The sequence below is a fragment of the Nocardia sp. NPDC052566 genome (assembly GCF_044547285.1).
Classification (GTDB): domain Bacteria; phylum Actinomycetota; class Actinomycetes; order Mycobacteriales; family Mycobacteriaceae; genus Nocardia.
Genome location: NZ_JBIUAF010000011.1, coordinates 19,065 through 41,325, shown reverse-complemented (window position 1 = coordinate 41,325; position 22,261 = coordinate 19,065). Strand labels below are relative to the sequence as shown.

General features: G+C 66.8%; 21 protein-coding genes. 9 read left to right on the top strand and 12 right to left on the bottom strand.

All coding sequences use genetic code 11. The annotated features are described in order from the left end of the window. Positions 1 to 101: 101 nt before the first annotated feature. Positions 102 to 782: a GAP family protein gene (locus tag ACIG5A_RS43845; protein ID WP_397251658.1), complete on the top strand. Its 681-nt coding sequence runs from the start codon at positions 102 to 104 to the stop codon at positions 780 to 782. Positions 783 to 1,052: 270 nt separating this feature from the next. On the opposite strand, the gene ACIG5A_RS43840 is transcribed toward ACIG5A_RS43845, so the two are convergent. After that, complete coding sequence (locus ACIG5A_RS43840) at positions 1,053 to 2,870, bottom strand: glycosyl transferase (RefSeq protein ID WP_397251732.1); 1,818 nt, start codon at positions 2,868 to 2,870, stop codon at positions 1,053 to 1,055. Positions 2,871 to 3,182: 312 nt separating this feature from the next. On the opposite strand from ACIG5A_RS43840, the gene ACIG5A_RS43835 reads away from it, so the two are divergent. Further along, positions 3,183 to 3,383 carry a CopG family transcriptional regulator gene (locus tag ACIG5A_RS43835; RefSeq protein ID WP_397251656.1) on the top strand — a complete coding sequence of 67 codons (201 nt, stop codon included), beginning with the start codon at positions 3,183 to 3,185 and terminating at the stop codon, positions 3,381 to 3,383. Next, positions 3,380 to 3,805, top strand: a complete 426-nt coding sequence (locus tag ACIG5A_RS43830) for a type II toxin-antitoxin system death-on-curing family toxin (RefSeq protein WP_397251654.1) — start codon at positions 3,380 to 3,382, stop codon at positions 3,803 to 3,805. Before ACIG5A_RS43835 ends, ACIG5A_RS43830 begins: the two co-directional genes overlap by 4 nt. Before the next feature lie 18 nt (positions 3,806 to 3,823). Here the strand turns inward: ACIG5A_RS43830 and ACIG5A_RS43825 are convergent, their stop codons facing one another. The 3 genes from ACIG5A_RS43825 to ACIG5A_RS43815 all read right to left on the bottom strand — a co-directional run bounded on the left by ACIG5A_RS43825 (position 3,824) and on the right by ACIG5A_RS43815 (position 8,295). Continuing rightward, positions 3,824 to 5,881, bottom strand: coding sequence for a galactan 5-O-arabinofuranosyltransferase (locus ACIG5A_RS43825; RefSeq protein WP_397251652.1), 2,058 nt, complete (start codon positions 5,879 to 5,881; stop codon positions 3,824 to 3,826). Between the two features lie 178 nt (positions 5,882 to 6,059). After that, positions 6,060 to 6,821 (bottom strand): decaprenylphospho-beta-D-erythro-pentofuranosid-2-ulose 2-reductase, encoded by a 762-nt coding sequence (locus ACIG5A_RS43820; RefSeq protein WP_397251650.1) that lies wholly within the window; start codon positions 6,819 to 6,821, stop codon positions 6,060 to 6,062. A gap of 16 nt (positions 6,822 to 6,837) precedes the next feature. After that, positions 6,838 to 8,295: an FAD-binding protein gene (locus ACIG5A_RS43815; RefSeq protein ID WP_397251648.1), complete on the bottom strand. Its 1,458-nt coding sequence runs from the start codon at positions 8,293 to 8,295 to the stop codon at positions 6,838 to 6,840. 101 nt (positions 8,296 to 8,396) lie between these two features. Between ACIG5A_RS43815 and ACIG5A_RS43810 the strand changes: the two genes are divergently transcribed. Then, complete coding sequence (locus ACIG5A_RS43810) at positions 8,397 to 8,852, top strand: GtrA family protein (RefSeq protein ID WP_397251646.1); 456 nt, start codon at positions 8,397 to 8,399, stop codon at positions 8,850 to 8,852. A 99-nt stretch (positions 8,853 to 8,951) separates the two neighbouring features. On the opposite strand, the gene ACIG5A_RS43805 is transcribed toward ACIG5A_RS43810, so the two are convergent. The 3 genes from ACIG5A_RS43805 to ACIG5A_RS43795 form a co-directional block, all read right to left on the bottom strand. Then, the gene (locus tag ACIG5A_RS43805) at positions 8,952 to 9,569 is read right to left on the bottom strand and encodes a pyridoxamine 5'-phosphate oxidase family protein (RefSeq protein WP_397251644.1); all 618 of its coding nucleotides are present in this window, start codon (positions 9,567 to 9,569) and stop codon (positions 8,952 to 8,954) included. Positions 9,570 to 9,800: 231 nt separating this feature from the next. Next, entirely contained in the window at positions 9,801 to 11,984 is a 2,184-nt protein-coding gene (locus ACIG5A_RS43800; protein WP_397251642.1) for a molybdopterin-dependent oxidoreductase, read from the bottom strand. A 150-nt stretch (positions 11,985 to 12,134) separates the two neighbouring features. Next, positions 12,135 to 12,614, bottom strand: coding sequence for a hypothetical protein (locus ACIG5A_RS43795; protein ID WP_397251640.1), 480 nt, complete (start codon positions 12,612 to 12,614; stop codon positions 12,135 to 12,137). A 193-nt stretch (positions 12,615 to 12,807) separates the two neighbouring features. Between ACIG5A_RS43795 and ACIG5A_RS43790 the strand changes: the two genes are divergently transcribed. Together ACIG5A_RS43790 and ACIG5A_RS43785 are read left to right on the top strand one after the other, a co-directional pair. After that, positions 12,808 to 13,377: a DUF4282 domain-containing protein gene (locus ACIG5A_RS43790; RefSeq protein ID WP_397251638.1), complete on the top strand. Its 570-nt coding sequence runs from the start codon at positions 12,808 to 12,810 to the stop codon at positions 13,375 to 13,377. Positions 13,378 to 13,532: 155 nt separating this feature from the next. Further along, complete coding sequence (locus ACIG5A_RS43785) at positions 13,533 to 14,408, top strand: helix-turn-helix domain-containing protein (protein WP_397251636.1); 876 nt, start codon at positions 13,533 to 13,535, stop codon at positions 14,406 to 14,408. Positions 14,409 to 14,417: 9 nt separating this feature from the next. Here the strand turns inward: ACIG5A_RS43785 and ACIG5A_RS43780 are convergent, their stop codons facing one another. Next, positions 14,418 to 14,819 carry a MarR family winged helix-turn-helix transcriptional regulator gene (locus ACIG5A_RS43780; protein WP_397251634.1) on the bottom strand — a complete coding sequence of 134 codons (402 nt, stop codon included), beginning with the start codon at positions 14,817 to 14,819 and terminating at the stop codon, positions 14,418 to 14,420. A gap of 85 nt (positions 14,820 to 14,904) precedes the next feature. Between ACIG5A_RS43780 and ACIG5A_RS43775 the strand changes: the two genes are divergently transcribed. Continuing rightward, positions 14,905 to 16,368, top strand: coding sequence for an MFS transporter (locus ACIG5A_RS43775; RefSeq protein WP_397251632.1), 1,464 nt, complete (start codon positions 14,905 to 14,907; stop codon positions 16,366 to 16,368). A 184-nt stretch (positions 16,369 to 16,552) separates the two neighbouring features. Here ACIG5A_RS43775 and ACIG5A_RS43770 read toward each other — a convergent pair whose 3' ends face one another. Both ACIG5A_RS43770 and rfbA read right to left on the bottom strand, forming a co-directional pair. Continuing rightward, a complete protein-coding gene (locus ACIG5A_RS43770; RefSeq protein ID WP_397251629.1) occupies positions 16,553 to 17,119 on the bottom strand; it encodes a dTDP-4-dehydrorhamnose 3,5-epimerase family protein in 567 nt (188 codons plus the stop codon). 2 nt (positions 17,120 to 17,121) lie between these two features. Beyond that, entirely contained in the window at positions 17,122 to 17,994 is an 873-nt protein-coding gene (rfbA, locus tag ACIG5A_RS43765; RefSeq protein WP_397251627.1) for a glucose-1-phosphate thymidylyltransferase RfbA, read from the bottom strand. A 244-nt stretch (positions 17,995 to 18,238) separates the two neighbouring features. Here rfbA and ACIG5A_RS43760 point away from each other — a divergent pair, with 244 nt between their 5' ends. Continuing rightward, positions 18,239 to 19,225: an alpha/beta hydrolase gene (locus ACIG5A_RS43760; RefSeq protein WP_397251625.1), complete on the top strand. Its 987-nt coding sequence runs from the start codon at positions 18,239 to 18,241 to the stop codon at positions 19,223 to 19,225. A 57-nt stretch (positions 19,226 to 19,282) separates the two neighbouring features. On the opposite strand, the gene ACIG5A_RS43755 is transcribed toward ACIG5A_RS43760, so the two are convergent. Beyond that, complete coding sequence (locus ACIG5A_RS43755) at positions 19,283 to 19,990, bottom strand: hypothetical protein (protein WP_397251623.1); 708 nt, start codon at positions 19,988 to 19,990, stop codon at positions 19,283 to 19,285. 168 nt (positions 19,991 to 20,158) lie between these two features. After that, positions 20,159 to 20,869, bottom strand: a complete 711-nt coding sequence (locus tag ACIG5A_RS43750; protein ID WP_397251621.1) for a hypothetical protein — start codon at positions 20,867 to 20,869, stop codon at positions 20,159 to 20,161. A gap of 296 nt (positions 20,870 to 21,165) precedes the next feature. Here ACIG5A_RS43750 and rfbB point away from each other — a divergent pair, with 296 nt between their 5' ends. Further along, positions 21,166 to 22,182: a dTDP-glucose 4,6-dehydratase gene (rfbB, locus tag ACIG5A_RS43745; RefSeq protein WP_397251619.1), complete on the top strand. Its 1,017-nt coding sequence runs from the start codon at positions 21,166 to 21,168 to the stop codon at positions 22,180 to 22,182. Positions 22,183 to 22,261 lie beyond the last annotated feature (79 nt).

Genomic DNA, 22,261 nt, shown 5'->3' with positions numbered 1-22,261 from the left:
GGTTGATGCTATCTACCCGACGGCCACAACCTGTGATCCACGCGACCGGGAGCGGCGCTGCGCCGGATATCGCCTCTTCCGCGCGTACTTTCGAGAAGGTCATGTTGATCTTTCTCCTGGCGCTGGCCGGCTTCGCGTTCCTCGACTCGCTCGATGTTCTGCTCGTCGGCGTGACCACCGCGGTGGTCTACGACAGCCGCCTGCGCCGCCGATCCCCGGTGCCGGGCGGCCTGAGCTTCCTCGCGGGCGTCTTCGCGGTGACGACCACCTTCGGCCTGTGCACGGTCCTCGGCCTGAGCTTCCTGACGGACCTGATCGATATCGAACTCACCCCCGCACTCCGCTACCGCGGCGAACTGGCCGTCGGGCTGGTGCTGCTGATCCTCAGCACGATCCGATCGTCGGGACGAGCGACGATGCCCGCCTGGGTGCTGAAGATGCGCGAGCGTCCCTGGCTACTCGGTGCGGCCGGTTTCGCGATCGGCCTCGGCCAGGCGCCGACAGCCGTCCCCTACCTCGCCGCACTGACCATGCTCTCGACCCGGGACCCACTACCGCCCCTCTGGCCGCTGATCGTCATCGCCTACTGCCTGATCGCCCTGCTCCCACCCACCCTGATCCTCATCATGTCCACCCGCCGCACCACCAGAGCCCGCCGTGCCTACCGCACCCTGGTCCGCGTCCTCGCCCGCTACGGCCCGAAGTCGGTCCGAATCCTCTTGGCATTGCTCGGCCTGGCACTCGCCATAGACGCCCTACGCCACTTCTCCCACCTGCTATGACCGGGCTCGCCCATCCCGTCGACGGCGCCGAGGCAAAGCTGAGGATCCGAGAAGAGATCGCGCGCACGGGTTCCATCGCCGCGCTCGAATTGCCGTGCGATTCGCTGCGCGGCGGACGAGGCGCTGCACCGCCGTCGGCCGCAAGGCTTGCCCGGTGTTGGGCCGGAAGCCGTGTCCGGTCGCTCGGTCGTGGCGGTGTGCACGGATTCCATCGCCGCGTGATTCGCTGCGCGGCAGATGAATCGGTGCGCGGCGAGTGAGCTGGTGCGTTTACGAGAGGGTGCGGACGTCCCACAGCCAGACGTCGGCGATGCGGGTCGGGGTGAAGCCGAGGAGTCGGGTCATGGTGGCGCGCAGAGTGTCGCCGTTCTTGGTGGCGGGGAGGACCACGACGTCGGCGTCCCAGAACCGGAGATCGGCGCGTGCCTGTTCGCGGGTTGCGGCGTCGATGGGCGGGGTGATGCCGGTGTCCTGTGCCCGCACCAGGAGGGCGGTGGTTGGGCGGGTTTCGGGGCCGTAGCTGCCCTTCTTGTCGGTGCCGGTGGGGCCGACGAAATAGCCACCGGCGAGGGGGAATTCGAAGTCGGCGTCGGCCTGCCAGCGCAGGGCGCGTGCGTCGGCGGGGCGGGGTGGCGGCACCATGACCACCGATCCGCCGCTGAGGTAGTCGCGTACCGTTCCGTCGGCGAAGAACTCGGGCGTCGGTGCGCGGTGAGTGACCGGGAGGATGGTCGGGGTCAGCGGTAGCAAGGCCAGGGCGAGAGCGGCGAACCAGGCCAGCGGTTTCCAGTCGACGGCCGATCGCCGCCATGCGGCGATCGCGCGGTCGGTGGCCAGTGCGAGCACTGCGGCGATGGCCGGGATCGCGGCCATGGTGAGCCGGGTTTCCAGCACGGTGTTCAGCAGCGGCACGTGTTCGGCCCAGCGCCAAGGCAATTCGATGCCTGTGTCGTGCTTACCGAACATGGCCACCGCGCCCAGCGAGAGCACGCCGAACACCGCGATCACCGCGGCGGCGGCGCGCACCACCCGCTCGCGCCGCAGGAAGCCGACCGTGACGGCCACCAAAAGCAGGAGCGGCCAACCGAAGTAGGCGTTCTGCTCGGTCTCGTTGATCGCCACGTTCTGTCCCGGCGACACCATTCCGCCCAGTGATTCGGACGGGAACTGCACCATGGCTTTGAGGTCGTTGCCCATCGGACCGTGATCGATGATGCGGTAGCTCTGGGCGGCGAAGAACTGCCACCACAGCGGAATCCCGGTGAGCAGCACCGTGATCGCCGCCGCGAGCGCGACCGTCGGCAGAATCCGGCGCAGCGCCTGCCATCCGAGTCGCGGCGAGTGCAGGTGGTAGACGACGGCGAACAGCCCGAAGGCGAGCGCGAAGATCAGCAGCGGTTCCTCGCCGAGCGCGATCTGCATGGTCACCAGCAGGCCGAGGACGACCGCATCCCTGATCCTGCGCGCCCGCGACGGACTCGTGCGCCGCGCCATCCGGATCGCCTGCCCGGTGATAACCGGAAGCAGCGCCAGCACAACGAAATTCGGATGCGCGTTGGCATGGGAGATCATCGCGGGCGCGAAACCGCAGAACAGCCCGCCGATCGCCGCGGCGACCCGTGATCGGACGAGCTCACGCGAGAACAGCCAGTACCAGGCGTACGCGGTGCTCGCCAGCCCGAGGGTGAGTACCAGCACGAACGTGACGGTTGGCCCGAACAGCAAGGTGATCGGCGTGAACGGCACCCCCACCCCGAACATGGCCGTATTGGCCATCATGTTCACCCCGGCCGGAAAATTCTGCAGATTCGTCCCCAGCGGATTCTCCAGGTGCGCCACCGAATGCGCCGTGACCGCGAAGAACCACTCCCACATCGTCTGATCCTGACCACTCTTGATCAGGTATCCACTTCCGGTGTTGCGCCACTGCCCCGACAACACCACAACGGCCAGCGCCAGATAGCCGAACCCGGCAACCAGATCCGCCCGCGACATCCGCCCCCGAATCGAGAACCGCCGCCGCGTGCGCTCCCGCGTCGCCGCAGCCCGATCGAGCGTGCGCACCCCAGTCGCCGCCCCGCCGCCCATCCGCTCCCCGCCGAGCGCTTCCCCGCTCATGCCGCACGCCAGCCGCAGCGCCAAGAGCCGAACTCCCGACCCGCCGAGCAGTCGAACCCCCGAGCCCCCGAAACTCCGTTTCTACCTGGCCATACCTGTCCCACCTGCGAACTTCTCCCGAATAGACAGCCGATCAGCCGCCCACCGTACCCACCAACCCTGTGCCGAACCTGGCAACCCGCTCAGCCCCTGGTCCCCATCAATCTCATGCCGCCGCGATCGCTAGCCGTCAGCCGATCTCGCCACGAGCGCGATGTGGTACCACGGCGGTACTATTGAGGCATGGCTATGAACCTTCGACTGACCGACGAGAACGAAGCGAACGTTCGCGCTCAGGCCGAGCGTGAGGGACGCAGCATGAACACCGTCATCAACGACGCAATCGCCGAGTACGTGGCGCGCTCGCAGCACCGCGACATGGTGCGCACAGAGATCGCCTTCGCGATCGGCGAACATCGCGACCTGCTGGACAAGCTCAAGTGAGGTTTCTCGAGGTCGACGATGTCCTCGAGATCGCCTACAGGGTCACCGACGGTGCAGCCGTCGTGCGCGACCCGGGTCTGCTTCAAGCGGCAGTCTTCCGTTATCGCACAACGGTATTCGGTGAGGATGCCTACCCGACTGTGTTCGACAAGGCTGCCGCGCTGCTCGAGTCGCTCGCGCGCAATAATGCACTGGTCGACGGCAACAAGCGCACCGCATGGACTGCAGCGGTGGTGTTCCTCGGCATCAACGGCTACCGGGTCACGTTGGACAATGCCCCGACGCTCGAGACCTACCCGTTTGTGATCGCTGTCGCCACCGGTGAACTCGACGGCATCGAGGAGATCGCCGCGCGCCTGGCGAAGTTCGCTGGACAGGCAAACACGGAGGAGGGGCCGCAGCCAGGTCCTGCTCGGCCATAGCTTGCCGGGCGGCAGCGTCTACCGGCGGACCGTCACAAGGGTGAAGGGGCCGATTTCGGTGGTGGTGAAGTGGGGGTCGGTGAAGAGGGATTTGGGGAAGGCGACGGTGTAGCGCTTGACGTTGGGGTCGTTGGGGTAGACGTCCTTGGCGAGGCGCAGGGTGTAGTCGTCGCCGTTGCGGCGGAAGAGGAAGGCGTCGGGGGCGCGCCAGGGGGATTTGGCGAGGGCGTCGAGCATCGCGGTGGAGGAGCCGAGCTTGGACCAGCCTTCGATGGTGGCGGCGCGGCCCGCGAAGTCCGCCAACGGGTTCGCGTAGTGCGAGGTGAGCGCCTGGAAGCCGTAGTACGGGTAGAAGGAGAGGAAGCTGGTGTCGGCGGTGAGCACGACACTGTCCGACCGTGGTCGCCCGGTCTGCGCGAGCAGTGCCTCGTCCACCTGGCGGTAGTAGGAGACCGCCGAGGGGGCGCGCTTGTCGGCGCGTTCGCCGTTGCCGTCCGTGTCGGTGTAGGCGGTGGTGATTTCCGGTGCCAGCACGCGGGGGATGTCCTGCGTGAACGCGAGCGCCCCGACGGTGGCGAGCACGATCGCCGCCAACCGGAACCGCCCTGGCTCGTTGAAGGCCTGATAGGCCGCGCGTGCCGCCTCGACGAAGCCGAACGCGCCTGCCGCCGCGAGCAGCACCTGGAGCACCGGTGCCAGCCGGAAGGAGAGCAGGGTGGTCCCGGCCGCGGTCGCCAGCATCGACAGCAGGCACCACAGATAGATCGCCACCACGCCGATGCCGAGCGCCTGCGCCCGCCGCGACGATCCGGCGCGCACCACGAGCCAGACGGTGCCGAGCAGGAACAGCGCACCCTGCAGCGAGAACTCCACCATCGGCAGCGGCAGCTCCGAACCACCCTCCGGCAGATAGTGGAACGCCGACCCGGAGCTGAACGACGCCTTCCCACTGAGGATCTTCACCAGCACCGGCAGCCACACGATCAGCGCGACCGCTCCGGCGATCGCTCCGATCGCGATGAGCCGAACCAGCGGCGGCACCTCCGCCCGCCACGCTGAGCCTGCCGCATCCCCGGTGCGAGACATGCCGACACCGTGCCGCGGACGGTTCGCCGCCCGCCGCGCCCGCACCGCGAGCCCGGCGGCCACCAGCCCCATCAGGCCGATCGCGAGTACCGCGACCCCGAAATACAGCGTGTAGAACGACGCTGCCATCCCCAGGAACAACCCGGCCCCCACCACGGCACCCCAGCCACCCGCGGTACCGGTCGCCTGGGATCCGGCACTCGACTCGGATGCTGTGCCGATCGCTGCTGACGCCCCGTGGTCGAGCGGGCGGTGCAGCGCACCCCAGGCGAGGACCAGGGCGGGCGGCAGCAGGATGACGATGACGGCGCTGTATGCCTCGGGGGAGGCGTGGGCGACGGCGACCGCGGTGGTGGCGGCGGTGACGCCGATGGCCCAGTCGGTGCGAATCAGCTTGGACCACAGGACGAGTGCGATGACCGCGGCGACGGCGAGCGACCCGATGGCGTAGGGCTTGAACGCCTCCCAGCCCGGCATGCCGAGCACGTTCGCGACGCGGCCGCCGATCCAGAACCAGCCCGCCGGGTAGAACGGTGGCAGGTCGATGTAGGTCATATCGTGCAGCGCCGCGCTGTCGGTGAGCCTGGTCAGGTATTCGGTGCGGAACTCCTGATCCACCGAGACACCGAACAGGTACAGCTTCGTCGCGGCGAGCGGCATACCGAGCGTGACCGTGACGAACGTCGAAATCCCGCCCCAGGACAGCAGTTTCGCGATCCACGGCCACTTGCGCAGCCGGACGAGCGCGATCGCCACCGCCACCATGACGGCCGCGCCGACCTGCCCGACGGTGGTCAGCGACCGAGTCACGTTGGAGGAGTTGAACGCGGGCCACTGCACCATCGAAAAGGCCACCAGCCCAACGGCGGCCACGATCACCGCGACCAGCGCCGCGAGTACGGCCTCACCCAGCCCCGAGCCGACCTGCCGGACGAACGGCGACACCCGCCCGGGTGCGGCACTGCCACGCTCGGTATCGGTGCTGCTCATAACCCCTCCGGATTCCTCGATCGGCTCGAAGTCGTCGCGTCAGCCTAGTGGGACCCGATCACCACCCGCGCCCCGGCAGCGCCCCACTCCGCGACCGGTCAGCCGCCGAGCGCAGTCAAATGGCCCCTGCCTACGGCGTGTCGGGGGGCCATTTGATTGCGCTCGGCGGAACGGGGGGCTAGATGGGCAGTCTGCGGAAGATGGGGCGGGGGATGTGGCGCAGGATCATCATCACGAAGCGGAAGGGGGCGGGGGCCCAGATGAGCTCCTTGCCCTTCTGGGAGGCCGAAACCGCAAGCACCGCAATGTCTTCCTTGTCGACGGTGAGCGGAGCCTCTTTGACATGCGCGGAGAACTTGGTCCGCACCATGCCCGGACGGATGACGAGCACGCGCGGCCCGTACGGCCGCAGCGCCTCGCCGAGCCCCAGGTAGAACCCGTCCAGCCCGGCCTTGGTCGACCCGTAGACGAAGTTCGAGCGGCGCACCCGCTCGCCGGCGACCGAGGACATAGCGATGATCCGCCCGAAGCCCTGCGTCTTCATCTTTTCGCCGACCAGCACGCCGACGGAAACCGATGCGGTGTAGTTGATCTGGGCGACCTGCACGGCCTTGCGCTGGTTCTGCCACAGCTCTTCCGGATCACCGTCGAGCGCGAACGCGACGATGGCGACGTCGATATCGCCGCCGGCCCACGCCGCGTCGATGACCTTCGGGTGGCTCTCGGTGTCGAGCGCGTCGAAGTCGATGACCTCGACCTGGCTCGCGCCCGCCGCCTTCATCTGCGCGACGGCGTCCTCGCGCAGCGGATCGCCGGGCAGTGCGGCCAGGATGACGCGCGCCGACCCCTTGCGCAGGTATTCGACACAGATCGCAAGGCCGATCTCGGAAGTACCGCCAAGCAGCAGGATGGCTTGGGGGTTACCAACGGCATTGATCACTTGCCAGTCCTTACAGTCACTGAAGCTCCAGCCTTCTCGCCATATCGGACATGAAAACGCCTGTGGGGTCGACACTTCGGCGGACCTTGATCCACTCGTCGATCCGCGGGTACATCTTGTGGAAGGTCTCCGCGGTGGTCCGCGAATCCTTCGCGGTGTAGAGCCGCCCGCCGAATTCGAGTACCCGCCGGTCCAGCTCGGTCACGAACTCGTTGAGTCCGGGCAGGATCGGGAAGTCCACGCAGATGTTCCAGCCCGGCATCGGGAAGCTCAGCGGCGCTTGGTTACCCGCGCCGAACAGCTTGAACACGTTGAGGAACGAGTAGAACCCGGACCGCTGGATATCGACGATGATCCGCTTGAATTCGTCCACCGATTCCGGCGGCACCACGAACTGGTACTGCAGGAAGCCGTTCGAGCCGTAGCCGCGGTTCCACTCACCCATCATGTCGAGCGGGTGATAGAACTGCGTCAGGTTCTGCACCTTGCCGCGATAGGTACCCGACTTGCGGTACCAGAGCTCACCGATCGGGGTGAAGGTGTACTTGTTGGCCAGCCCGTTCGGGAAGATATCGGGCAGCGTGAAGAACGTCTTGCCGTTGAACCGCAGCGGATCCTTCTGCAGTTTCGCGGGCAGCTGGTCCAGCTTGGCCAGGTTGCCGCGGGAGATGGCGGCGCGGCCGAGCTTGGGTTCCGGGCTGATCGCGTCGAACCAGGCGGAGCTGTATTCGTAGTGGTCCTCGGAGCCGTCGCTGTGGAAGGCGATGGTTTCGTCCAGGGTCGCGGTGACGTCGCCGTCCGCGATGAAGTACGCGGTCTCGGTCGGCGTCATCTCGATGGTGGCACGCAGGATGATGCCGGTGAGCCCCGAGCCGCCGACGGTGGCCCAGAACAGTTTGGCGTTCTTGCGCGGTGTGATGTGCTGCACGGTGCCGTCGGCGGTGAGCAGATCGATCGAGCGCACGTGGTTGCCGAAGCTGCCCGCGCTGTGATGGTTCTTACCGTGGATATCGGAGCCGATGGCGCCGCCGATGGTGACCTGACGGGTGCCCGGTAGCACCGGCACCCACAGTCCGAACGGCAGCGCGGCCTTCATCAACTGATCCAGGTTCACGCCGCCGTCGACGTCGACGAGTCGAGTGTCGCGGTCGATGCGATGGATCTTGTTGAGGGCCGTCATGTCGACGACTAGGCCGCCGGCGTTCTGCGCGTTGTCGCCGTAGGAGCGGCCGAGGCCGCGGGCGATCACGCCGCGGCGCAGATGGGCCGGCTTGGATTCGTTGTCCTCGGCGACCATGGCGACGGCCTTGGCGATCAATTCCGGATCGCTGGTCGAGAGCACTTCAGCGGAGGTCGGTGCGGTGCGACCCCACCCGGTCAGCGACCGGGTGTGGGTGGGCAATGCGAACGCGCCGCCGGTACTGGCACCGTTGTCGTTACCGGTCGTTGTGGCGGTCGAAGCTTTCGTGGACATCGGGATAGAGGCTACAGGTATGACGCCCTGGCGGGCCGGAGTCGCCGTACTCGCCAGTACTTGGTCCTCGTCACACCCCGCCTTCCCCTTATGCTCGTCGCGTGCCTGCCGAACCCCATCTGCCGCTGCCGGTAGAACTGCCGCTGGTCGACGAGCCCGGTGGCACCGATGTCGATCTGAAGACGCAGATCATCCGGTTCACCGTGACCGGCGGGTTGTCGGCGATCGTCGATTTCGGGATCTACGTCTTTCTGCTGAACGTCGTCGGCCTTCCGGTCTATGTCGCGAAGTCGATCAGCTTCATCGCGGGCACCACCACCGCCTACCTGATCAATCGCCGGTGGACCTTCCAGGCGGCGCCGAGCCGCGCCCGCTTCCTCGCGGTGATCGCGCTCTACGCGGTGACCTTCGCCGTCCAGGTCGGCATCAACCAGGTGCTCTACCTCTGGATCGGTGAGCAGTGGTGGCGCGTGCCTTTTGCGTTCGTTGTCGCGCAGGGCACCGCGACGGTCATCAACTTCGTCGTGCAGCGTCTGGTGATCTTCAAGATCCACTGACGAGCTCGAGCGACCCTGGTGGCTCGTGTTCTCCTGGTCCCCGCGGCGTCGTCGCAAGCACGTCGGCCGTCGAACACGAGCCGGGCCCCCAATGAAGGGTCAATGACCGGCCAGCGCCCCGGCTTTCGCGCCGAAGTAATCGCCGCCCTTGGCGCGCACGTTGTCGGTGCCCCATTCGCGCGCCTCGCGCACCGCGGGCGCCAGGTGCGGGATGTGCTTGCGGCAGTGGATATAGGCCTCTTCCACCTGGACCACCACCCAGCGCTCGACGATGCGGCCGCGCAGACTGTGCGGGCTCGGCAGATCGGGTAGGTGGCGCCGCAGGGCATCGTCTTCGATGATGCGAGCCGACCCGTTGATATGCAGACCGATCAGATCGCGGACGAAATCGATGAGCAGCACGCCGATATGCGGATTCTCCAGAATATTGCCGAGGCTGGCCAGCACGCCGTTGCCGCGATATTCGGGGTAAGCAATCGTGCGTTCATCGATGACGTGCAGGAAGCCGGGCAGGCCGGCCCGGAAGCTTGCGTCGCATTCGCCGTGTTTATCGGAGGTGGCGATGAAGGCCATATCCATCCTGGCGATGAACTCGATCATTGCCGGGTTGAGATGGTCGAGCACCTGGTCCTGATAGAAGCGATCGGCGCGATCCTGCGTACCGTACCTGTCCTGCAGCTCGTGTTCGCCGTCGCTGCCACAGTGTGTGCCGGGCATCTGCGCCCCCTTTGGTGGCCGGAGTCCGGATGCCTCGGGGTTCGCCACTGAACCTGCCGGGAAGCCGAAATCGTATACATTTTAATAGAGTTCGACGAGCAAATCTACAAAATCCATGTTGAGAATGCATGGAATGGCTAGTTAGCGCAAGGGATTCCGTGGTGACACAAAAAGCCGACCGGCCGGATTGATAACCCGGGCCGATCGGCCGAAAATACAGGGCGTTCGGTATCAGGCCGGTATCAGGGTCACCGGTACACCATTGAACACCGCATTGCCCGACGGCACATCCACCACCGAATCATCGGTCAGCACATTGGCATTGACGCCCGCGTGCGCGCCAGCCACCGCCTGTGCGCTGCCCGTGTGCCCCCATCCGTGCGGCAGGCTCACCACGCCGGGCATGATCGCCTCGGTCGGTTCCAACGGCACCGTCAGCGTCCCGGCGGCCGATTTCACCACCGCATGATCGCCGAGTCCGAGCCGCGCCACGTCGGCCGGATTGATATGCAGCGTGCAGGTATTCGACCCGCTGACCAGCGTGGCGATATTGTGCATCCAGCTGTTGTTCGACCGCAGCTGGCGGCGGCCGATGAGCACCACGTCGGGCGCCGCGTCGGCCAGCCTGGCCCGCATCCTGGCGACATCGTCGAGCAGCGGCCGCGGCGCCAGCTCCACCGTCTCGGATTCGGTGCGCAGTGCGCCGGGCAGCCGGGGCCGCAGTGGACCGAGATCGAGCCCGTGCGGATTGTCCAGCAGCACTTGCAGATTCAGCGTGCCACCGTTCCATTCGCCATACGAGCCCAGTCGCAACATCATGTCGATGCGCTGCTCGGTGCTGTTCGCGCCGTGCAGTTCCGGTCGCCGCTGCGCCATTCCGGCCTTCTGCAGGGTGCCCATGATGAGCATCTCGTCGAGCGCGGTCAGCGGGTCCGGGCCATCGGTGGGCGAGTGCGGCTGTCCGGTGAGCGCCGCCGCCAGCCTGGCCAGGACCTCCGGTTCCGACGGCCTGCCGTCCAGCGGAACCAGCGGGCGCGAGTAGCGGGCGTAATTGCGCACCGCGAACTGCAGCAGAGCGAAGTCGTAGTGCGCCGATTGCAACGTGCGCGGCGGCGGCAGGATCACATCGGCGTGCTTGGTCGTCTCGTTGCGATACCGGTCGACGCTCACCATGAAATCGAGTGTGGCGAAGGCGCCGTCGAGCCTGCCGCCGCTCGGCGCGGAGAGCACCGGATTACCCGCGACGGTGATCAGTGCGCGGATCTGTCCCTCGCCCGCCGTCTCGATCTCGTCGGCCAGCGTCGCCACCGGCAATTCGCCCATGGTCTCGGGCAATTCGCGCACCCTGCTGGTCCAGCGCCCGATCCGGAACGGCTTGCTGCGGCGGATGCCGCCGATCGCCGCGTCGGCGAACATGGCGCCGCCCGGGGAGTCCAGGTTGCCGGTGAGCACGTTGATCACGTCGACGAGCCACTGCGTCAGCGTGCCGAATTCGGCTGTGCACGTTCCCATTCGGGCGTACACGGCGGCGCTCGGCGCGGCGGCGAGCTCACGGGCCAGCCTGATCACCGTCTCGGCGGGTACGCCGGTGCGCGTCGCGACGGCCTCCGGGGTGAATTCCGCTGCCGCGCTACGCACGTCGTCCAGCCCGCTGACCGGGACGCGCACGTCGGTGAGCCCCTCGGCGAACAGCGTGTGCACGATGCCGAAGAGCAGGTAGGCGTCGCTGCCCGGCCGGATGAACAGGTGCTCGTCGGCGAGTTTCGCCGTCCTGGTCACCCGTGGGTCGACGACGACGAACCGGCCACCGCGCTTGCGCAAGGCCTTGAGCCTGCCCGGGAAATCCGGTGCGGTGCACAGCGATCCGTTCGATTCCAGCGGGTTCGCGCCGAGCATCAGCAGATAGTCGGTGCGATCGAGGTCGGGCACCGGCACGGTGAGCGGATCGCCGAACATCAGCCCGCTGGCCACCTGCTTGGGCATCTGGTCGGCGGTGCTCGCGGAGTAGATGTGGCGGGTGCCGAGCGCGCGGGCGAGTACGGGCACATACAGCGCGCCAGCCACGGTGTGCGCGTTGGGATTGCCCAGATACAGTGCCGCGGACTGACTTCCGTATTCGGCGACGATCGCGGCGAAACGCTCGGCGATGTAGTCGAGCGCCTCGGCCCACGAGGCGGTGCGCCATGCGCCGCTCGCCCGGTCCCGGATCATCGGCGCGGTCACCCGGTCCGGATCCTCGTCGAGGTGTCCGAGGCTCGCGCCCTTGGGGCAGATGAACCCGTTGCTGAACGGATCCGCCTTGTCCCCGCGCACGGCGGTCACGTGGTCGTCGGAGTCGAGGGTGATTTCGAGGCCGCACACGGCCTCACAGAGCGGGCAGGTACGCAGCAGCGTCCGGTCGGTCACAGAGGCCATAACCCATCATCGCGCGCACCGGACGGTTCTGAAACGAGAACGTCTAAAAAAGACGGCCGAACGTTCGTGCATTTCCGTTGCCCCGGACACAAAGAAGACCGGTACCCGCGGTGCGGGTACCGGTCCAGCAGGACTCTGGTGGGGGTTGGCTCAGCAGGCGACGGTCAGCGCGGTGCGCTTGCGCGCACGCGCGGCGCGCACGGCGGCGCCGATCGCGACGACCGGCGGCACCCAGCGGGCCTCGCCCGGAGCGACACCCCAGCAGGCGGAGCCCGCCATGAGCTGAGTCGGCGGCAGCGGGATGCCCGCGCCGTCGGTGTAAACGGTGACGCCCGCGTCCTTCAGCGCGGCCAGCGCCATCTCGGCCTTGCGCAGGCCGGTCACCAGGTGGATCTCGCGGCGCTCGGCGCCGGGGAGCTCGATCACCGGGCCGGTGAGGTTGTTCGCGCGCAGGAAGCGGCGAACCTCGGCGGCCAGTTCGCCGCTGATCTCGATACCGGCCAGTTCCTCATCGGTGATGAGGCACAGCCCGTTGGCCGTTTCGGCGACCGTCCAGCCACGCTCGCTGTAGTCCTGCGCGGCGGCGGTCATTTCAGCCGCCGAGACGGAAGTCGGAAACGTCGTACGCACTGTCTTTCTCCATTCCCCGGTAGATCTGGGTCCTGCTACATGGGTGCTATCGGCACCCGACGACCCCAGCGTTACGGGGTCTTCCAGAATTTCTTCATAAGTGTTGTATTCGTCTCATTCCATGGGGTTTTGGTAGCGATCGGCTATTGCTGAACGGTTGCCGAGTGCGGTGTACTGCGGGGAAGATTCCGGCATGACCGATGAGCCCACCGGCGCCGGGACCGCCGGGACGCCGGACCGGGGTGAGTACGAGGTCGAATCCCGTTGGCTGGCATGGCGAGAATCGGCGACCCGCCGCTTCTCTCGTACGCCGCCGACGGAAGACGAACCAGCCGAACCGTTCCGGAGCCCCCGTGCCTTCCGTGAGTGGAGCATCGACACCGCCCGCGCCCTGCTCGACGTGCAGTTCCACCGCTCGGCGACCCGCACGCTGCTCCCGCTCGCCTATATTCTCGGCCTTGCCTTCGCCTTCGGCACCCCGATCGCGTTGACGGTGCTGATCTGGCCGTACTCGGCGCTGCTCGGTGTGCTTTTCGCGCTGATCGCGCTGCCGCTCGGGCTGACCATCGCGGCCGCGGTGCGCCTGATGCTCGAATTCCTGGTGAACGCCTCGCGTTTGGCGACGCGGGTCGAGCACATCAGCGAGCTCGCCGACGACCTGTTCCAGGCGCTGTCGGATGTCGCGGAACCGGTGAATCAACTCTCCGAAGACGTTCGGGCGGTGCAGTTCTGGCGCTTCGGCAAACGAGGCTCCCGAAAATAAACACTCATTGTCGCGGGAGGGTCATCGGCGTATCTGCGACGCCCACAGTGACCTGTGTCAGTTTCACTGTGAAACAATGCTGTTCGGAGAAATGCCGTCGGGCGGACACGGGAGGTCCGCGGGGGCGGTTCGCGCACGGCATATAAGGGGGAAGCATGGCTTTACCACAGGGCACCACGGGATCGACCATGCCGCGTCGGCAGCTGGGCAGGCACCTGCGTGACCTGCGCAACCGGGCCAGGATGACCACCAGGATGGCCGCTCAGCAGCTCGAATGGTCCGAGGCCAAGATCTGGCGCATCGAAACCGGGCAGACCTCGCTGCGCAGCCTCGATGTCGAGGCGATGTGCAAGATCTACGGCGCGCCAACCGATCTCGTCGAACCGCTGACCGCGCTGGCCAGGGAGACCAAGGCCAGGGGCTGGTGGACCGCGTACAGCGACGTGATCGGTGAGGGCTTCGATGTCTACATCGGGCTGGAGGAGGCCGCGACCAGGCTGTCCACCTACGAGAACGAGCTGATTCCCGGACTGCTGCAAACCGAGTCCTATGCCCGCGCGCTGTTCACCGCGGCCCGTCCCGGCATCGCCGAGGACGAACTCGAGCGCAGGGTCGCGCTGCGGATCGCGCGCCAAACCCTGGTCACCCGTGGTGATTCCCCGGTGCAGCTCGATGTGGTGATCAGCGAACCGGTGCTGTGGCACCGCATCGGCGGCACCGCGGTGGCCGCCGATCAGCTCGACCGGCTGCGTGAGCTGTCCGAGCTGCCGAATGTGCGAATCCAGTTGGTGCCCGCCGAATCCGGCTACCACGAGGGCATGGATTCGGGCCGGTTCGTCATGCTCGAATTCACCGAGGCGGGCACCGCGGAGCCGCTGGAGCCGCCGGTGGTCTACCTCGAGTCCTACACCGGGCCGGTGTACCTGGACAAAGACCACGACATCGACAAGTACCGCAACGCGTTCACGAGTATCAAGAGCGTGGCGGTCGACGCGCGGGCGGGCATCGAAGAGGCCCGCACCGGCATCTGAGCTACCGGATCACAGGCAGCGGTCGAGCACTTCGCGGTGCGTCGGCAGCACCGTTTCGTAGACCTCGCGCCCCTTGTCGGTGAGGCAGACGAAGACGGCGCGGCGGTCGTCGGCGCACATGTTGCGCGAGACCAGCCCGTCGCGTTCCAGCCTGGCCACCGCGCGGGACAGCGCGCTCTGGCTCAGGTAGATATCGCCGGACAGGTCGCTCATCCGGTAGTTGCCGCACTGCGCATCGACCAGCCGCTCGAGCGTCTCGAACTCGCTGAGGCCGATTCCGTGCACTGCCAGCGCCTTTTCCAATGCGCAGCTCACCACGGCATGGCGCTCGAGCAGATCACGCCACTCGCCGAGCACCCCGGTGGGCGCTGCTTTGCGCTGGGGTTCGTCAATCGTCGATGGCTTCGACATGGGCCCATCCTAGTCACTCGCACCAATCCATGCAACCGCATTAGATGTGTTGGCATTTAATGCGTGTGCATGTAATGTACCCCGCATGACTTCACCAGCAACCCTCTCGGCCGCCACGGCGACCGATCCGACCAGATGGTCAACCCGGCTCTGGGGCATGCTGATCACGCTGTGCATCGTGCTGTTCCTCGATGGTCTCGACGTGTCGATGATCGGTGTGGCGCTGCCGTCCATCGGCGCCGAACTCGATCTGAACACCTCCACACTGCAGTGGCTGGTGAGTGGTTATGTGCTCGGCTACGGCGGTCTGCTGCTGCTCGGCGGCCGCACCGCCGACCTGCTCGGGCGCCGCAAGGTCTTCCTGATCGCGCTGGCCGTCTTCGCCGTCGCCTCCCTCGCGGGCGGCCTGGTGACCTCGGGTCCGCTGCTGATCCTCACCCGTTTCATCAAGGGCCTGGCCGCCGCGTTCACCGCGCCGACCGGTCTGTCGATCATCACCACCAACTTCGCGGAGGGACCGGCCCGTAACAAGGCGCTGTCCATCTACACCGTGTTCGGTGCCGGTGGTTACTCCATGGGTCTGCTGTTCGGCGGTCTGATGACCGGCGTCGGCTGGCGCTGGACCTTCCTGCTCCCTGTCCCGATCGCGCTGGCCGCACTGGTCGCCGCCCTCGTGCTGGTGCCGAAGGACAAGCCCGCCGAAGAGGGCGGCCACGATCTGTTCGGCGCGCTGTTCTCCACCGCGGGCATGCTGCTGCTGGTCTACACCGTGGTGACCGCCCCCGAGGTCGGCTGGACCTCGGTGCGCACCCTCGCCTCGTTCGCCGCGGTCATCGCACTGTTCGCCGCGTTCGTCGCGGTCGAGAACAAGGTCAAGCACCCGCTGGTCCGGCTCGGCATCCTGAAGAAGGTGTCGCTGGTCCGCGCCAGCCTGGCCATCATCGCGGTCGGCGGTTCCTACTTCAGCTGGCAGTTCATCACCACGCTGTACATGCAGGACGCGCTCGGCTGGTCGCCGCTGAAGCTGGCGATGGCGCTGCTGCCGGTCGGTCTGCTCGTCGTCGCGTCGGCGTTCGTCTCCGACAAGCTCGTCGACAAGTTCGGCACCGGCCCGATCATCGCGATCACCCTGGTCGTCATGGCCATCGGCTACCTGCTGTTCCTGCGGCTGGACACCGCGCCGTCCTACCTGACGGTGCTGCTGCCCGCGGTGCTGCTGATCGGCATCGGCTGGGTCGGCTTCCCCGCCATCAACATTCAGGCCACCAGCGGTATCGATGACGACGAGCAGGGCCTGGCGGCCGGTGTGCTGCAGACCTCGATGCAGGTCGGCGCGGCCATCGTGCTCGCGGTGACCACCGCCATCATCTCCTCGGGCGGGCACGTCGCCAAGGATCCGGCCGCGATGCTCGACGCCTACCGGCCGGGCCTGGAGTTCGCCGCCGGAGTCGCCATCGTCGGCGCCCTGGTCGCCCTGACCGTCTACCTGCCCAAGCGCGCCAAGCGGGCGCAGCCGGTAGCGGAGCGGGAGATGGAACTCGTCGGCTGAACCCCCTCCAGCCGATAGTCGACGCCACGCAGGTACTCGTTACCTGGCGTGGCGTTCGGCTGTGGGCGCAGTTTTCACGAACCGGTCAACTGATCTCGTGAGTACACGGGTAACTCATCGGGGACCAGCAAAGTCCGTCGTCACCTGACCGCCGGCGTCAACTCTTGGGGCACCTAGGTCCGGCCTAAATCTGCGGGGAGGCGGGACAGAACAGCGGAGCGACAGTGTCTTTTGGGGACCTTGTGTAGATGAGTGGCTTGCCGTCGCGGCCGACGGTCGGCCAGTCGATGGCCAGCGTCGGATCGAAAGCGTCGATATCCCTGTCGAATTCGGGCGTGTACTCCAGCGAACACAGGTAGGTGACGGTGGATTCGTCCTCCAGCGAGAGGATCGCGTGCCCGAGCCCCTCGGCCAGGAACATCGAGCGCCGGTCGACATCGTCGAGCACCACGCTGTCCCAGCGGCCGTAGGTCGGCGAGCCCGGCCGCAGATCGACCACCACGTCGAGGAACGCGCCGCGCATGCAGGTCACGTATTTCGCCTGGCCCGGTGGATCTTCGGTGTAGTGGATGCCGCGCAGCACACCCGCCGCCGACACCGAGACGTTCACCTGGCACAGGTCGAACCCGCGCCCGGTGGCCTTCTCGAATTCGGTGGCCTTGAACGATTCGGTGAACACCCCACGCTCATCGCGGAGCTGGCGCGGGGTGATCACCCAGGCGCCGGGTACGGCGAGCTCGCGAAACTCCATGGCTACCAGTCCCTCCCGCGATCGAGCAGGTCGAGCAGGTAACGGCCGTAGCCGGAGCGGACAAGCGGCTCGGCCACCGCGCGCAGGTTCTCGTCGTCGATGAAGCCCATCCGCCACGCGACCTCTTCCGGCACGGCGATTTTCAGGCCCTGCCGCTCTTCGATGGTGCGCACGTAGTTGGCCGCGTCGAGCAGCGAATCGAAGGTGCCGGTGTCCAGCCACGCGGTGCCCCGGGCCAGTACGTCGACGCGCAGCTTGTCCTGGGCCAGGTAGGCGCGGTTGATATCGGTGATCTCGTATTCGCCGCGCGCCGAAGGGCGCAGCGTGCGGGCGATCTCCACGACATCGTTGTCATAGAAGTAGAGGCCGGGGATGGCGTAGTTGGAGCGCGGCGCCTTCGGCTTCTCCTCGATGGACACCGCACGGCCGTCGGTGAATTCGACGACGCCGTACGCGGTCGGATCCGATACCCAGTAGGCGAACACCGCGCCGCCGTCGATATCGGCGAAGCGATTGAGGCTGGTGCCGAGGCCGGGGCCGTGGAAGATGTTGTCGCCGAGCACCAGGGCGGCGCTGTCGGTGCCGATGTGATCGGCGCCGAGCACGAAGGCGCGGGCCAGGCCGTCCGGTTCCGGCTGCACCACGTAGCTGATCGAGATGCCGAACTGGGCGCCGTCGCCGAGTAGCCGGGTGAACGCCTCGGCGTCCTCGGGGGTGGTGATCACGAGGATGTCCCTGATGCCCGCGAGCATCAGGGTGGACAGCGGGTAGTAGACCATCGGCTTGTCGTAGACCGGCACCAGCTGCTTGCTTACCCCGCGCGTGATCGGGTGCAACCGGGATCCGGTGCCGCCCGCCAGGATGATTCCGCGCATGGCATGGAGTCTGCCAGCTCAGTGGCGGGTGGACGCGGGGAGGTTCCGACTCGTCGGCGAATTGATCACGAACGTTTCGCGATCGGGCGCGTCGGATGATTTCTGTTGCGTAGGTCACTATTCCATGGTCTTCTGAATTGACACCGTGTGACACCAGTTGAACGCGGGGTGCGATGTCAGCGTCGACATCCGCCGGGAAGACCCTCGGCCGGGCAACGACGCCTGTTGGTGAGGTAGGTGCGCGATGTCCGCGACCAGTGATTCCCCCGTCGTCATGAATCCGAACGGACCCAGCGCCCAGGCGCGAGTGCTGCTGGCAACCTGCCAGAGCGTGGTGCGTCCCGTACTGCGGACCCTGCCGATCACCCGCGCGACCATCCCGATCGGCGCCGTCGCGATCGACGGCCTCGCCAGGCTGCGACCCCAGCCGCGCGGTATTGATCGGGAACAGGTGACGCTCAACGGTTTCCAGGTCGAGATCCTGCGCCCCGCCGGCGCGAGCCGCGCGCTGCGGCACGGCGCGGTGATGTACATGCACGGCGGCGGTTTCGCCGTCTGCGGCCTGCGCACCCACCGCCCGATCGCCGCAAGCCTGGCCAGGCGCACCGGCCTGCCCGTGCTCAACGTCGACTATCGCCAATTGCCCGGCCGCAGCATCGAGCAATCCATCGAGGACTGCCTCACCACCTACCGCTGGTTGCTGCGCCACGGCGCCGATCCGGCACGCATCGTCTTCGCGGGCGATTCGGCGGGCGGCTACCTCACCTTCGCGACCGCGTTGCGCGCGATCGAATCCGGCCTGCCCGCTCCGGCGGGCCTGGTCGGCCTCAGCCCCCTGCTCGATCTGGATTACGCGGCCAAGCGCGCTCACGTCAACGCCCGCCGCGACCCCTACATCCCCCTCTCCGCCCTAGCGGCGGTGGTCCGGATCGGCGCGGAAGTCGACGGCCACCTGGACCCGACCCTGTCCCCGGTGAACGCCGCCCTCGCCGCCCTCCCACCCGCGCTGCTCATCGCCGCCGAAGACGAAGTCCTGCGCTACGACTGCGAACTCATGTCCGAACGCCTCACCGCCGCGGGCGTCCCCAACTCCGTAGAACTCTGGCGCGGCCAAGTCCACGCCTTCATGAGCATCTTCCCCAACCTCCCCGAAGCCCGAGCCGTCCTAGGCCGAGTAGCCCGCTTCGTCCGCACCTGCACCGAGGAAGCCCAGGCAGTGCGCACCGCCTGAGTCCGAAGAACCCCGCCCGGGCCGAGTGGCCGGGCGGGGTTCTTTGTGTGTGTGGCCCTACTTGGCTGCGGGGACGAAGGGGGCGTTGATGGTGGTGAAGTACTGGACTGCGGCGACGATGGCTACCGGGGCGGTGATGAAGATCTGGCCGGCCAGGACGCCGATGGCGCCGATGGCGGCGATGCCGCCGAGGCAGCCGAGGACGGCGGCGGGGACGAAGGGGCCGAAGAGGCCGACGATCGATGCCGCCGCGGCGCCCGCGCCGACGATGCCGCCGAGCACGCAGCCGATGGCGCCGCCGCCGATGCCGCCGACCAGGGTGCCGACGGTGGCACCCATGCTGATGGTCGCGGTCATGCGGCTCCAGGCGGCCTGCTCACGCTCGTATTCGGTCTTCCACGGCGCCTTGTTCTCGAACGGCAGCGCGACGGGCTTGTAGGCGGCGTGCGCCATGTCGACCTGCGGGGTGAGCGTCGCGGTGCGGTCGGAAATCTGTGCGGCGATGGGGAATTCGAACTCGTCGATACGCATCTTCAGCGGCATGCCCGCGACAACGGTCCCGTTCGCGGCCTTGATCTTGAAGGTGTCGTCCTCGACGACGAGCGAGCCCGCGTCGGTGGTGATGATCGACGAGGTGTCGGTCGCACGGGCGGTGTAGTTGATGACCGGGTTGTCGACGGCGGGCGCGGCGTTGACGGTGCCCGCGGTGACGCCGATCGCGGCGGTGAGCAGAGCGGCTGTAGTGGCAAACTTCTTGATACTCATTGGATTTGGTCCTCATCAGGTGCGTTGTGCAAGTGGTGGCGACCGAGAACTGACGACGCAAACTTTCAGTAATTCGGCCTGGCCGAGAAAAGCCCCATCCGGGTGGGCCGGATGGGGCTTCCTGGCTCGCTGTTTCAGTTGTGCGAATTCAGTTGTGCGAGTTCGTGCTTACTTGGGAGCGACGAACGGCTGGTTGATGGTGGTGACGTACTGGATCACCGCGGCGATGGCGACCGGTGCGGTGATGAAGATCTGACCGGCCAGCGCGCCGATGGCGCCGATGGCGGCGATACCGCCGAGGCAGCCGAGGATGGCGGCCGGGACGAACGGACCGAACAGGCCGACGATGGCCGCGGCGGCCGCGCCTGCGCCGACGATGCCGCCGAGCACGCAGCCGATGGCGCCGCCGCCGATGCCGCCGACCAGGGTGCCGACGGTGGCGCCCATCGCGATGGTGTCCTTCATGCGGTTGAAGGCGGCCTGCTCACGGTCGTACTCGGACTTCCACGGCGCCTTGTCCTCGAACGGCAGCGCGACCGGCTTGTACGCGGCGTGCTGCATGTCGAGCTGCGGGGTCAGGGTGGCGGTGCGGTCGGTGATCTGGGCGGCGATCGGGAATTCGAATTCGTCGACCCGGAACTTCAGCGGGGTGCCCGCGACCACGGTGCCGTTGGCGGCCTTGATCTTCAGTACGTCGTCTTCGACGACGATCGAGCCGGCGTCGGTGGTGATGATCGACTGGGTGTCGGTGGCCTTGGCGGTGAAGTTGATGACACCGTTGTCGGCCTGGTCGGTGGGTGTCGCGTTGACGGTTCCCGCGGTCACGCCGATCGCGGCGATCAGCAGCGCCGACGTAGCGGCGAATTTCCTCATCAGCATTTGTTCGGTTCCTCGAGGGTGGAGCGTTCGGAGGGGACTAACCGATCGAAATCTAGGACAGCTAACGCGTGGTGAACCGATTGTGACCTTTTATTCAAATTTTGTTCACCGAGGAGACCTGAGGCTTGGTGGGTAATTGGAAACCCGCATTCTGGGCGGGCTTTTGCCCGAAAATACGGACTTGACGTACCACTCACTGTGCAGTCATTGAGACGAAGCTCACAGAATGAAACCCTCGCAAAGCGCCCTGGCCAGGCTCGACGGGCGCGCGAGCGGGCTCGACGTAGAGTCGTGGGGTGCGATTGCTCGTAACCGGCGGCGCCGGATTCATCGGCTCGAATTTTGTTCAGCAGACCGTGACCGATCGGCCAGGCACGACCGTAACGGTCCTTGACGCGCTGACCTACGCGGGAAACAAGGCCTCGCTCGATCCCGTCGCCGACCGCATCGATTTCGTGCACGGCGATATCGCCGACCTGGACCTGGTCGACGAGCTGGTCAGCGGCGTCGACGCGGTGGTGCACTTCGCCGCCGAGTCACACAACGACAACTCGCTCGCCGAGCCGTGGCCGTTCGTGCAGACCAATATCGTCGGCACCTATGCCCTGCTCCAGGCCGTGCGCCGGCACGACGTGCGGTATCACCACGTCTCCACCGACGAGGTGTACGGCGATCTCGCCCCGGCGGATCCGGCGTTCACCGAGACCACCGCCTACAACCCGTCCAGCCCGTACTCTGCCACCAAGGCGAGCAGCGACCTGCTGGTTCGCGCGTGGACCCGCTCGTTCGGCGTACGCGCGACAATCTCCAACTGCAGCAACAACTATGGCCCCTACCAGCACGTGGAGAAGTTCATCCCGCGTCAGATCACCAATCTGATCGATGGGATCAGGCCGCGGTTGTACGGCGCGGGCCACCAGGTGCGCGACTGGATCCACGTGCACGATCACAACCGCGCGGTGTGGGACATCCTGGAGCGTGGCCGGATCGGGCAGACCTATCTGATCGGCGCCGACGGCGAACTGGACAACAAGGCCGTGGTGCGGATGCTGCTCGCCGCCTTCGATCGCGATCCGGACGACTTCGACCATGTCACCGATCGGCGCGGTCACGATCAGCGCTACGCCATCGATGCGAGCCTGCTGCGCACCGAGCTCGGCTGGACGCCGCGGTACGGCGACTTCGCCGCCGGGCTGGCCGCGACCATCCAGTGGTACCGGGACAACGAGTCGTGGTGGCGCCCGGGCAAAGCGGTTACCGAGCGCGCCTATGCCGAGGCCGGGGAGAAAACTCTCAGCGGCGCAAGCGAATAGGGCAGACGTCCAGTTAACTCGGCAACCGGTCAATGTGCCCGAATTGTCGGAGTTATTGCACGCGTGGAGAATTCGGAAA

Coding starts and splice junctions, on each gene's coding strand:
- ACIG5A_RS43845 (WP_397251658.1), top strand. CDS start 102: ATGTTGATCTTTCTCCTGGCGCTGGCCGGCTTCGCGTTCCTCGACTCG.
- ACIG5A_RS43840 (WP_397251732.1), bottom strand. CDS start 2,870: ATGGGCGGCGGGGCGGCGACTGGGGTGCGCACGCTCGATCGGGCTGCG.
- ACIG5A_RS43835 (WP_397251656.1), top strand. CDS start 3,183: ATGGCTATGAACCTTCGACTGACCGACGAGAACGAAGCGAACGTTCGC.
- ACIG5A_RS43825 (WP_397251652.1), bottom strand. CDS start 5,881: ATGAGCAGCACCGATACCGAGCGTGGCAGTGCCGCACCCGGGCGGGTG.
- ACIG5A_RS43815 (WP_397251648.1), bottom strand. CDS start 8,295: ATGTCCACGAAAGCTTCGACCGCCACAACGACCGGTAACGACAACGGT.
- ACIG5A_RS43805 (WP_397251644.1), bottom strand. CDS start 9,569: ATGCCCGGCACACACTGTGGCAGCGACGGCGAACACGAGCTGCAGGAC.
- ACIG5A_RS43800 (WP_397251642.1), bottom strand. CDS start 11,984: ATGGCCTCTGTGACCGACCGGACGCTGCTGCGTACCTGCCCGCTCTGT.
- ACIG5A_RS43790 (WP_397251638.1), top strand. CDS start 12,808: ATGACCGATGAGCCCACCGGCGCCGGGACCGCCGGGACGCCGGACCGG.
- ACIG5A_RS43785 (WP_397251636.1), top strand. CDS start 13,533: ATGGCTTTACCACAGGGCACCACGGGATCGACCATGCCGCGTCGGCAG.
- ACIG5A_RS43780 (WP_397251634.1), bottom strand. CDS start 14,819: ATGTCGAAGCCATCGACGATTGACGAACCCCAGCGCAAAGCAGCGCCC.
- ACIG5A_RS43775 (WP_397251632.1), top strand. CDS start 14,905: ATGACTTCACCAGCAACCCTCTCGGCCGCCACGGCGACCGATCCGACC.
- ACIG5A_RS43770 (WP_397251629.1), bottom strand. CDS start 17,119: ATGGAGTTTCGCGAGCTCGCCGTACCCGGCGCCTGGGTGATCACCCCG.
- rfbA (WP_397251627.1), bottom strand. CDS start 17,994: ATGCGCGGAATCATCCTGGCGGGCGGCACCGGATCCCGGTTGCACCCG.
- ACIG5A_RS43760 (WP_397251625.1), top strand. CDS start 18,239: ATGTCCGCGACCAGTGATTCCCCCGTCGTCATGAATCCGAACGGACCC.
- ACIG5A_RS43755 (WP_397251623.1), bottom strand. CDS start 19,990: ATGAGTATCAAGAAGTTTGCCACTACAGCCGCTCTGCTCACCGCCGCG.
- ACIG5A_RS43750 (WP_397251621.1), bottom strand. CDS start 20,869: ATGCTGATGAGGAAATTCGCCGCTACGTCGGCGCTGCTGATCGCCGCG.